Origin of the sequence: Coleofasciculus sp. E2-BRE-01 (assembly GCF_040221695.1) — a bacterium.
Lineage (GTDB): Bacteria > Cyanobacteriota > Cyanobacteriia > Cyanobacteriales > Coleofasciculaceae > Coleofasciculus.
The window spans coordinates 17,317-28,836 of the sequence record NZ_JAVKEA010000196.1 but is presented as its reverse complement, the minus strand read 5'-3'; the positions used below and the strand labels follow the sequence as shown (position 1 = coordinate 28,836).

The following is an 11,520-nucleotide window of genomic DNA, read 5'->3' as shown; positions in this document are numbered from 1 at the left end:
ACGGCTTCATCCGGCAATTTGGACAGGTTCGCTAGAGTCCGTTTACGCACTTTCTTTCCTTCGCGGTAGGACTCGCGAAGTAATACGGCGGGTGGGGAATTTCTGTTCGGAACACGTTCGATGTACATGACTACAATTGTCTCACGGATTTTCTCTCAAGACTATTAAGAAAATCTTAAATATACATGGGTACGATTTGAGGGGGCGAATTGGCTCAAACGCTTACATAGCCTGGATTTAGGCTTCTATCGTCAATCAGGATGGGGGGAACTTCAGTTTAAGGTAAAATAATGGAGTCAAAGACTAAGAGTAAAAAAGCAGGAAAGAGAGTCAGGATACGCTAAAAATCTAAATTTTAGACCATTGACAAATGACGAATGACAAATGACGAATGACTAATTACAAGGCAATTGAATCTGTAACCAAGCCCCCCCTGTTTCCGGATGATTTTTAGCATTCACTGTACCACCGTGAGCCTGAACAATTTGCTGAACAATTGCCAAACCTAAACCACTCCCGCTACTGCGCCCCAAGGTTGTTACATTCTCAGACGTCGGTTGCCGATATCGCGAAGCATCTCCTCGATAGAGTCGCTCAAATACACGAGGTAAATCATTACCTGAAAACCCCGCACCTTCGTCAATAATATCGATTTGCATCAGCGCTTTTTCCGTTGAATCAGCCTGTGTTGAAGTAGTTACCTCAACTCGAATCAATCCTTCCGGGGGACTATGCTTAATACTGTTATCTAATAAATTCAAAAAAACTTGGATGAGTCTCGACTCATCAGCTTTAATCGGTAAAGTATCGGGTCCACGATAGGCAATATGCAAATCTTTTTGCTCTGCCAAAGGTTTCAATCGTTGCCAAGCTGATTGAATTAAAGAGTTTAGGTCGAGGGATTTATACGTAAGACTTTTGTTCGGATCTTGTTCAAGATGGCTGAGTTCTAGCCAATTTTGAATTAGGTCAATTAACCGATTAATTTCTTGCAGGAGTTGCTCAACCCAACGGCTTTCTGGCGGGTTAACTCGTCCTTGCAACGCTTCTGCAACTAAGCGAATCGACGTGAGTGGGGTTCTCAATTCGTGGGCTAAATCCGACACCCACTGATTGCGAGATTCCGAGAGTTCAATTAAAGGTTGTCGATTCTCCAGAAACACGCCAACTTGCCCATTGGCAAGGGGCCAACCATACGCCCGCAACGTGAGCGATCGCACTTCGCTCATGGCTGCACCATCCATACAAGCGGGATGAAATACCCATTCCTGGCTCGTCGATTGTTGCTGTTTTCGCGTTTTCTCGATTAACTGATCCAGTTCGTAGGATCGCACCACCTCTAGCAGTAAGCGAATCTGTCCAGGTTCCCAGCGGTCAATTTGCAATAACTGACGCGCCTGCTGATTACACCAAATTAAGTGATTGTCTTCGTCTACTTGTAAATACCCGACGGGCGCAACTTGAAATAGGGATTGAATGGCGTTGAGTTGGTCTTCTAAGACAAGGCGCTGCTGATTCGCTTGGGCAATGGCTCCCCGTAGACGAGACTCTAAGGGAAACGAGTTACTGGTCGAATTGGCTGGTAGCAACTCCAAGGTTTGCTTGAGCTGCTGTTTGGTGCGGTGTTGTAACCATAAGCCAACCCCAATTCCTAGAGCTAGACCCAAGAGAAATGTCAACAGGGTCATAGGTGTGATCAATGAGACTATTGCCGAGCGATGGTTTAGTTATTGTAGCCTTTTGACAGGACGATAGCGGTACTGATTTGGGTAAGATGCGATCGCCGGTGTCGCATCCAAATAAATTAGCCAAACCGATAGCCGAAGCCACGAACGGTAATTAAGTATTCCGGTTGACTGGGGTCTTTTTCTAATTTTTCCCGCAGCCAGCGAATGTGAACATCGACTGTTTTGGTATCTCCCAGAAAATCGGCTCCCCAAACCTGATCAATTAACTGTTCACGAGACCATACTCGACGGGGATACCCCATAAATAATTCCAACAGTCGGAATTCCTTGGGTGAGAGATTCACCTCCTCGCCACGCACCGTGACGCGGCATTCTTCGGGGTAGAGAGTAATGTCCCGTAACTGCAACATCGGCGTTTGCGGTATGGAATTATAGCGGTGACGACGTAGGAGGGCGCGACACCGGGCGATTAATTCCCGCATACTAAAGGGTTTGGTCAGGTAGTCATCAGCACCGACTTCCAACCCCAAAACCCGATCCGTTTCACTCGCTTTGGCGCTGAGAATCAAGATGGGAATGGAATTCCCTTTATACCGGATCAAGCGACACAGATCGAGTCCGTTCACCTGAGGCAGCATCAAGTCTAGAATCAACAGGCTAAACTGGCACTCCTCGTCATTGGCATCGCCCTCGGACAGAAGGGTTAAAGCGGTACGACCATCAGCAGCCGTCACCACGTCATAACCTTCCTCTTGTAAGGACAACATCAGCATTTCTCGGATGAGAGTCTCGTCTTCTACAACCAGAATGCGGTTGGATTGTGCCAGTTCTGGAGTAGAAGGGCTTTGCGGTAGATCGACAGAAAGCATAAATGGTAAGGAAATTGGGTATCTGAACGTCTAAGCCAAGATATACACCAAAATCATGGTGTTGCAACGATATAGAAATGGAACTCTACGTCTAGAGTGACACAAGATTCGGCTGGTGTGACTATACCCTGTGAATATTTTGAAGACTTAAAACAATTTGGGTAACTTTATTGCCGATTTCCCCATGGTGACCTACACTAAGGATAGTGTAATACATGTCATACGCAAGTATGACAGAATGAGGGGTCTTACAGAAACAAAGCAGGAGGCTGGTAACCCTAGTCCCCCTGCTTTCACTTTTTTAGAAGGGATAATGCTGCTACATTTGATGACCTGGATCGAGGTTGAGGAGTATTTGAAGCGATCGCCGGGAATTATTCTGCCGATTGGTTCAACTGAACAACATGGACCAACGGGATTAATTGGTACTGATGCGATTTGTGCTGAAGCGATCGCGCGAGGGGTGGGTGAAGCGACGAATGCGATCGTTAGTCCCACAATTAGCGTGGGGATGGCGCTGCATCATACAGGGTTTCCTGGTACGATGAGCCTGAAACCTAGTACCTTAATTCATGTCATCCAAGATTATTTAGTCAGCTTAACTCGGGCTGGATTTACCAAATTTTTCTTTATTAATGGTCACGGTGGTAACGTGGCGACGCTGAAGGCAGCGTTTTCTGAGAGTTACGCTTATCTTTGGGATCTCAACATTCCCAACAGCGATCAAGTCAGATGTCGCCTTGCTAACTGGTTTACCTGTAAATCGGTGTATCAGTTAGCCAAACAATGGTATGGTGACCAGGAAGGATCTCACGCCACACCCAGCGAAGTGGCGTTAACGCAATACCTTTATCCGGAAGCAATCAAAAACGCCCCATTAGCAGCGAATGTTGCCTCTGGACATCCAATTTACGGAGCGACAGACTTCCGCCGTCGCTATCCTGATGGACGCATGGGGTCTAATCCCGCCTTAGCCAAACCGGAGCATGGTCAACAATTGTATGAGATGGCGGTGAAGGAAATGAGTCAAGCCTATCTGGAATTTTTGCATACCGAGTGACAGTCTGCTAGAGACAGGTTAAACTCGTAATTAAACCATGCCTGTTGGTCAAACCAACAATAGGATATGGTGTTTCCTCGGTGTATTTGCTACAAGCGAGCAGATTGGGATTGGGGAGAGCGCGATCGCTCGACTCCAGCTCACGATTCAATGAGTGGGAGAGTGATTCCCCAGAGGAAGATTACGGCATGAGCGAGATCGACTTTACTGTCGCGATTTGTACCTATAACGGCGCGAATCGTTTAGCAGAGGTTCTGGATAGGTTGCGATCGCAGCAAGGCACAGAGCCTATTTCCTGGGAGATTATTGTCGTTGATAATAATAGCACTGATGATACGGCTAAGGTCGTTCAGGAGTACCAAGCGAACTGGTCTGAACCTTATCCCATTCATTATTATTTGGAACCTGAACAAGGACTAGCATTTGCTAGACGATGTGCCATCCGAGAAGCCAAGGGTACTTTAATCGGTTTTCTGGATGACGATAATTTACCCGACTCAAATTGGGTAGCACAAGCTTATCATTTTGGGCAATCTCATCCGCAAGCTGGGGCGTATGGAGGACAAATCCATGGCAAATTTGAAGTAGAACCTCCGCCCGGATTTGAGAGAATCGCCCGTTATTTTGCGCTCCTGGAAGGAAAAAAGACGTATTGTTATAACGAAAAGTATAAAAATACGCGGAAGAAACTGTTTCCGCCTGGAGCTGGAATCGTCATTCGCCAGGAAGCTTGGCTAAAAAGTGTTCCCGAACATCAGAGTATTAATGGGGTATCTGGAAATTCTCTATCAACGAAGTGTGAAGATGTAGAAATGTTATCTTATCTTTTTTATGATGATTGGGAACTTTGGTTCAATAAGGATATGCATATTTATCATAAAATCCCTAAATCTCGTTTTGAGAGAGATTACATAATCCGTTTCTTCCGGGGAGTCGGTTTAAGTCGGTATCAGACGCGGATGATCGCCTACAAAAATTGGCAAAAGCCCGTGGTTATACCCATTTATATGGTGAATGACTTGAGAAAAATAATCAGACATTTAATTAAGTATAGAACTAACTTGAAAACTGATGTAGTTGCTGCTGGAGAAATGGAGTTACTACTAACTATTCTTTTGAGCTTTTTTTATAAGAATACTCAACTTAGCCATAAGAGAAATTGATCATGAATGCTCTCAAGAGAACAGATCATAAAGAGATAAAATTAAATCCGGATAATAGTCTCTGCTTTGTAATTGTTAGAAATGAAATAAAACGATTACCTTTTTTCTTAAACTACTATCGAGAAAAAGGAATATCAAAGTTTTTTATAGTGGATAATGACTCGGAAGATAATACCTTAGACTATCTGTTGCAACAGGAGGATGTCTACGTTTGGTATACTGAAGAATCTTTTAAGGAAAATAAAAGAATTTGGTTAGAATGGTTACTTAAAAATTACGGTCAAAATCACTGGTGCTTAATCGTTGATGCCGATGAAATTCTCTATTATCCCGATTGTGAAACCCGTAGCCTAAGCGATTTTTGTCGTCAAATAGAATGGCAAGGTAAAAATGCTGTTCAAGGGATTATGTTAGATATGTATTCACAGCAGCCTGTTCAGGAAGCCTACTATAATCCTGGAGATGACTTTTTAGAGGTCTGTCCCTATTTTGATAGACAGTATTATCATCACCAGGAAGGAACAATCAGGGATTATTATTGGGGAGGATTGCGCCAACGTATCTTTGGCAGCGACGATAAACGAGGCAAGAAGCCCTACTGTTTAACCAAGTTCCCTTTGCTTAAATATAATGATACAATGATATTTTATTCAGAACATATCACCAAAAACATAAAAGTTTCTTCTACAACGGCGTGTTTGCTACACTTTAAATATTTTTCATTTTTTATCGATTATGTTAAATCAGAAATCCAGAGAAATCAGCACTGGCAAGGAGCAGTCGAATACCAAAAATATGCTCAACTTATTGCAGGAAACAAGCCACTAAACCTGTACGACTCAGAAATTTCTGTGCAGCTGGAAAATAGTCAGCAGTTGCTAGATATGGGAATTATAAATCGGGGAGTGCTTATGGAGAAACGGTTAGGATATGTAAGCTTATTGTTAGAATTATTTTATGACACTAAAATACTGGGACGTGCATTCCTTAAAGTTTTGTCCCAAAAAATAGCCTCTCCAGGAGTTATGGTAAGCAGGAAAAGTTATTGAATTGAGTCAAAGGGTTGCTGGATAAGGGTTTTCCTGTTCCCTGTGACACACCGAGCGTGTTACCGAGCGGAGTCGAGGTAAGTCGAGGTGTTCCCTCTTCCCTAAAAATTAGGGTTTCATCACAAATACCGAAGAGTCATCTGTATCCACCCAGATCCAAGTAAAACTGTTTCGTTATTACATAAAAACAAATGCAATTAATGCATCCGGGTCTGAAAGACATTCTGCTCGTTGAGCAATACATCAAGACTAAAAAAATAGGGTTTTTATCTATAGAAACCCCTTTACCCCCTTGGTTCAAAAAAATAAGCCAATCAATTCCAAATTACTCCATAGGACTTCAACTTCGCCGCGAGTACCGCCACATCTCAATGGGCATTAGAGCCTTTCGGCTGAAAGATATCGATACAATTTTTATATTTGAAATCTATAACCAACATTTATTAGGAGTTCTGCCTTTACTAGCTTTAACAGGAAAACAGGTACTGATTAGCTTACATGGTAATCAACAATTTGCCATGACTAGCAAAATCAAATTATTCGGATTGGTCTACCTAAAAAGGTATCTGCAACTTTTCAACAATTTAAAAGTCGTTTTATTTGAAATCGATGATCATGTTATCCCGGATAAATTTCGCTTACCCGCGTCATCCAAGATAATTATCCCTCATCCAATCCTTAGCGAAGTTACGCCCAACCTGAAACCCAGTGAACGCTTGCCTATAGATGCCAAAATTAAGATAGGAGTGGTGGGAATGATTCGACAGGATAAACCTATCTCAAAACTAATTGCCAGATTACAGGAATATATCACCTCAAATTCTGATCAATGTGAACTAATTATAGGTACACCCTTTGGTCAAAAACCTGGTTATTTAGATCAACTGGGTGTAGCTCTCTACGATACTACCAAAGAAGAAAACTATATCAGTGTCTTAAAACAGATTGATATTTTGGTCATTCACTATGACAAAGATCGTTATTACTACCGCACCAGTGGTGTAATTAGTGATGCCGGATCATGTGGCTGTTATATTATTGCCTCTGACTATCCAGTTGTTAAGCATCAAGTGAATTTCCCTGTCCCCATTGGTGCAACATTCTCAACTTTTGACGAAATTGGTTCCCTAATTGATCAAGCCATCACTCACATTCGCCAGAAGGGACAGGATAACCACTGGATTTGGCGAGAACAACGTTCCGCAGAAGCGATCGCTAAACTCCTCTTCCCCCAAACTCAGAACTAAGTAGGGCTTGCTGAATAACTTTTGTGGTGAGGGGAAGCTGGGGAAGCTGGGGGAGCTGGGGGTACATTTTTCCTGAGCAAGATAATGCCCTACATTTGAAGGATGCTACCCGATTTCCTTGAAGAATACCCTCTGTAAATAGGGCTTGCTGAATTAATCGGGAAGCAATACTATACAAGGGTTTTAAGCCATTTATAATTAGGTAAAAATCCCCGCTCTAACATCATCCTTAAATTGCTGTAGTCTTGTCTCTAGTTCATGGGTAAGACGCTTAACGATGAACTCATCGCTTAAAATAGGTTTGACTGTTTTGGCAATATCCATAAGTTGTCGGGCTACTCGCTGATTTGGATCACCGCCAATTTGATTAAACACGTTTAATTGCTCCTGTTTTAACCAATCTATCCAATAATTGATTTCTGGGCGAATACGCAAGCGAGTCGAAGGAGCTTCAGGAAACACAGGATAGAAATCCCAGAGAGGCATAACATACTGAGGTTGGTGTTCAATACCTAGAGACAGACACCAATCCTGCCATTTAAAGGAATTAATATTGGCACTGGTTTTGATTGGAATCCAAGGCACTCGTAGGGCATCCGCAATGATAGCACCATGCATGGCTTCAGCGAGTAATACCTCAGTTTGGCTAATTGCTGATAAAATTTTTTCAATTGACCAACGCGGATCAATATAGGCGAATCCCAGTTGTTCGCAGATAGCACTCCAGGCTGAACTTGCTGGGATAGCGTGCTTGAAATGAGGCATAAAAGCAAAGCGCTGGGTTTTAGAATGATTCGCCTGAAATAATCGCCTGACGAGTAAAGCCGCATCGGTAACGGCGACTTGTTTGGCAACACCTAGCGCTTGGGCAGACAGGGGTCCTCTGACGCAGTATATCGTCCAAGAATCATTAATTTTGGGTACAGTTCCATATCCATATCCCACACCCGTTCCAAATACGATGGTTTTCTCTGCCTTGGGTAATTTTCTGTTGAGTAACGTCCCAATTCCTACAAAAAGGGTTCGTTCGTCTTCATCCAGAATGTTGGGTATTAATTGGTTCCAGAGCCAAGGGTTGAGTTCATCGCCAAAATTGGCGTATTCATCGGATTTGTAGTAGTAGAGCTTCATTTTTCATTTTTATTGCTATCCCACATTCTGTACACCCAAAACTCTAAAAGTCGTCTTCCTCTTCCTCATTGGCATCATTTGCCTCATTTGCTGAATTCTGACGCAATCCTCCCGGTAAAGCAGCAATAATTGCATCCAGCACCCTGGAAACCGGGATCACCTCAATATCCAGATCCGGTAACACTTGACCCTTGGGAACGATCGCACGTTTAAATCCTAACTTGGCGGCTTCCTTTAACCGCAGTTCCATCTGTGACACCAGCCGCACTTGTCCCCCTAATCCCACTTCGCCAACCATCACGGTGCGGGGATCAACCATGCGATCGCGAAATGACGCCACGACTGCAATGGCAATTCCCAAATCAGCCGCCGGTTCTTCGACGCCCAACCCGCCAGCCGTAGCCACATAAGCATCTAATTTAGACAGGGGAATCCCTACCCGTTTTTCCAATACCGCCAAAATTTGCTGTAATCGACTGTAATCCACACCAGTGGTTGAGCGACGCGGCGCCCCATAACTGGCGGGGGACACCAACGCCTGCAACTCAACTAAAATCGGACGAGTCCCCTCACAAGCCACCACCGTCGCCGTACCGGGACTCATTTCATCCCGATTGCCCAAAAATAGCTCCGACGGATTCAGCACCTCCTGCAACCCCTTATCCACCATTTCAAAAATACCGATTTCGTGAGTTGCGCCAAACCGATTTTTTACCGATCGCAGCAGACGATGGGAGGCAAAGCGATCGCCCTCAAAATACAATACCGTATCCACCAAATGTTCCAGCACCCTTGGTCCTGCGATCGCACCTTCCTTAGTCACATGTCCGACAATGAATAACGTAATATTTGCCCGCTTTGCCACCTGCATCAAGGCTGAGGTACATTCCCGCACTTGCGCCACCGAACCGGGTGCCGAGGTTAACGCCGCAAAATACAGCGTCTGGATACTATCAATGACGGCGACTTGGGGTTTTAGGGACTCCAACTCCCGTAACACCTCCTCTAAGTCAGTCTCTGCCAACACATACAGATTTGGCTCTTGCTCCTCCGAGGCTTTACCCCCATTCGCCGTTTTCGACTTTGCCGACTTCCCTAGCTTTTTGGGCGCACCATTATTCGTCTGCTCACTATTATTATCTGTCTCTTCCTGAATCGGAGCAGTACCAACACCCAGGCGAGAGGCTCGCAGTTTCACCTGTTGTCCCGACTCTTCGGCACAGACGTAAAGGATACGATGCTCCTGTGCCAGTTGATTTGCCACCTGTAGCAGCAACGTGGATTTGCCAATCCCCGGATCACCACCAATCAATACCAAGGAGCCAGGGACGATCCCTCCCCCCAGCACTCGATCCAGTTCACTATACCCCGAAGCAAATCGGATCTGGACATTATTGGAAATTTCTGAGAACTTGAGTGAAGACCTCGGTTGAGCGCGTCCGGAAGTAGGAGAGGGAGTAGAGGCACGGGTATTGGATTGCCAACCCCCACTCCTTAAGGTGGTCGTTGTTGACAGCATATTCTCCTCTAAGGAGTTATACGTGCCGCAGGAGGAGCATCTGCCGAACCACTGGGAGTGTTCCGCCCCACATTGATTACAAACATAGATGGATTTAGTTTTAGGCATCCTGATCTCAAGGTGCTAGGAATTTTCAATAATTAAACCAATCTTAAAAAGTCGTAAGGAAATGTCAAATAAAAGCATTATGGCTTAAAAAAGCTTCGTATAACGTTATATCTTAGAGATAAGCTACTGATAAATTAACATTTCGTTGACTGTAAATTAGGAGTCTTGAATCAATTGGAAACTCATAAGGAAAAAATTCTGGTTGTCGATGATGAAGCGAGTATCCGCCGGATCTTGGAAACTCGCCTGTCGATGATTGGCTACGATGTCGTCACCGCCGCCGACGGGGAAGAAGCCTTAGAAACCTTCCGCACGAGTGAACCCGATTTAGTGGTTTTAGATGTGATGATGCCCAAGCTGGATGGCTACGGCGTCTGTCAAGAGTTGCGAAAGGAATCGGATATCCCCATCATCATGCTAACGGCATTGGGTGATGTTGCCGACAGAATTACCGGGTTAGAGTTGGGCGCGGATGATTATGTGGTCAAGCCCTTCTCTCCCAAAGAGTTAGAAGCCCGGATTCGTTCGGTATTGCGGCGGGTGGACAAGGTGGGTGCTTCCGGGATTCCCAGTTCTGGGGTGATCCATGTCGCCAGTATCAAAATTGATACAAACAAACGACAGGTGTATAAGGGAGACGAGCGGATTCGGCTCACAGGGATGGAATTCAGTCTCCTGGAATTGTTAGTCAGTCGCTCTGGAGAACCCTTCTCTCGGTCAGAAATTTTACAGGAGGTGTGGGGGTATACCCCAGAACGCCACGTCGATACCCGCGTTGTCGATGTGCATATTTCCCGACTGCGAGCCAAGCTGGAAGATGATCCCAGCAATCCAGAGTTGATTCTCACCGCACGGGGGACTGGATATTTATTTCAACGGATACTCGAAGATGGGGAGACATAAATTTTGAGTGTTGGGTTCTGAGCGGTGAAGGTTGAGTGTTGTAGCAACCGCTACAACAATTAAAACAGGCTTGCGTCCATTGAAACAATAAACGCTGTGCAAATAATGGCTAAACCTGATCAAAATTCTGTGTTGCGACAATTACCGTTTATTGTGGGGGGATTAGGCGGAACGCTATTGTTAATCAATCGCTTGCTCACTCCCCAACTTACGGAATCTCAGGCGCGTTCAGACGCACTGGGGGTTATTCTGAGTGCCATATTGATTTTGACAGGTTTGCTGTGGCAGCAAGTGCAGCCGCGATCGCCAGATGCGGTAGATTTGGTTGGCTCAGAAGGGTTTGAACTGACACCAGAGTTACCGGAGGCGGCAAAAACGGAACTGGCGTGGGCGTCACATTTATTATTAACCAATACCGTGACGCGATCGCTGGTTGTGTTTTATCAGGGAAAAGTGCTACTAAGGCGGGGAGTATTGGGAAAAAACCCAGAGGTAAAACCCGGTGCTATCTTGAAGCGGGTTCTGGAGCAACAAAAACCTATTTATCTGGTTGACATGAAACTGTATCCCGGACGAATCGAATTTGACTACTTACCAGAAAATACCCAAGGACTCATCTGTCAACCTCTGGGCAATCAGGGTGCTTTAATTTTAGGCGCGAATGCTCCCCGCAGTTACACCAAACAAGATGAGCGCTGGATTGAGGGGCTAGCTGATAAACTAGGAAATACGTTGAGTCAGTCAGTACAGTCGAACGTCAACGGTTAGCTTAATATCGTTAAG

Annotated in this window: 11 protein-coding genes; 7 read left to right on the top strand and 4 right to left on the bottom strand. The window is 44.8% G+C overall.

Annotated features, from left to right (window positions below):
* Positions 1-395: 395 nt before the first annotated feature.
* A complete protein-coding gene (locus RIG66_RS24975; protein WP_446381404.1) occupies positions 396-1,688 on the bottom strand; it encodes an ATP-binding protein in 1,293 nt (430 codons plus the stop codon).
* 116 nt (positions 1,689-1,804) lie between these two features.
* Entirely contained in the window at positions 1,805-2,557 is a 753-nt protein-coding gene (locus tag RIG66_RS24970) for a response regulator transcription factor (protein WP_446381403.1), read from the bottom strand.
* Between the two features lie 313 nt (positions 2,558-2,870).
* On the opposite strand from RIG66_RS24970, the gene RIG66_RS24965 reads away from it, so the two are divergent.
* The 5 genes from RIG66_RS24965 (at position 2,871) to RIG66_RS24945 (ending at position 7,076) form a co-directional block, all read left to right on the top strand.
* On the top strand, positions 2,871-3,617 hold the full coding sequence (locus tag RIG66_RS24965) for a creatininase family protein (RefSeq protein WP_446381401.1): 747 nt from the start codon (positions 2,871-2,873) through the stop codon (positions 3,615-3,617).
* Positions 3,618-3,683: 66 nt separating this feature from the next.
* On the top strand, positions 3,684-3,809 hold the full coding sequence (locus RIG66_RS24960; RefSeq protein ID WP_446381399.1) for a hypothetical protein: 126 nt from the start codon (positions 3,684-3,686) through the stop codon (positions 3,807-3,809).
* Positions 3,806-4,780, top strand: coding sequence for a hormogonium polysaccharide biosynthesis glycosyltransferase HpsE (gene hpsE, locus RIG66_RS24955; protein ID WP_446381397.1), 975 nt, complete (start codon positions 3,806-3,808; stop codon positions 4,778-4,780). The genes RIG66_RS24960 and hpsE overlap by 4 nt, the downstream gene beginning before the upstream one ends.
* A 2-nt stretch (positions 4,781-4,782) precedes the next feature.
* Complete coding sequence (locus RIG66_RS24950; RefSeq protein ID WP_446381395.1) at positions 4,783-5,829, top strand: glycosyltransferase family 2 protein; 1,047 nt, start codon at positions 4,783-4,785, stop codon at positions 5,827-5,829.
* A 371-nt stretch (positions 5,830-6,200) separates the two neighbouring features.
* Positions 6,201-7,076 (top strand): glycosyltransferase family 1 protein, encoded by an 876-nt coding sequence (locus RIG66_RS24945; protein ID WP_446381393.1) that lies wholly within the window; start codon positions 6,201-6,203, stop codon positions 7,074-7,076.
* A 198-nt stretch (positions 7,077-7,274) separates the two neighbouring features.
* Here the strand turns inward: RIG66_RS24945 and RIG66_RS24940 are convergent, their stop codons facing one another.
* Both RIG66_RS24940 and radA read right to left on the bottom strand, forming a co-directional pair.
* A complete protein-coding gene (locus tag RIG66_RS24940; RefSeq protein ID WP_446381391.1) occupies positions 7,275-8,207 on the bottom strand; it encodes a polysaccharide pyruvyl transferase family protein in 933 nt (310 codons plus the stop codon).
* 43 nt (positions 8,208-8,250) lie between these two features.
* Positions 8,251-9,834 (bottom strand): DNA repair protein RadA, encoded by a 1,584-nt coding sequence (gene radA / locus RIG66_RS24935; RefSeq protein WP_446381389.1) that lies wholly within the window; start codon positions 9,832-9,834, stop codon positions 8,251-8,253.
* A gap of 174 nt (positions 9,835-10,008) precedes the next feature.
* Between radA and rpaB the strand changes: the two genes are divergently transcribed.
* The gene (gene rpaB, locus RIG66_RS24930) at positions 10,009-10,737 is read left to right on the top strand and encodes a response regulator transcription factor RpaB (RefSeq protein WP_446381410.1); all 729 of its coding nucleotides are present in this window, start codon (positions 10,009-10,011) and stop codon (positions 10,735-10,737) included.
* Between the two features lie 105 nt (positions 10,738-10,842).
* Positions 10,843-11,505: a cofactor assembly of complex C subunit B gene (locus RIG66_RS24925; RefSeq protein WP_446381387.1), complete on the top strand. Its 663-nt coding sequence runs from the start codon at positions 10,843-10,845 to the stop codon at positions 11,503-11,505.
* Positions 11,506-11,520 lie beyond the last annotated feature (15 nt).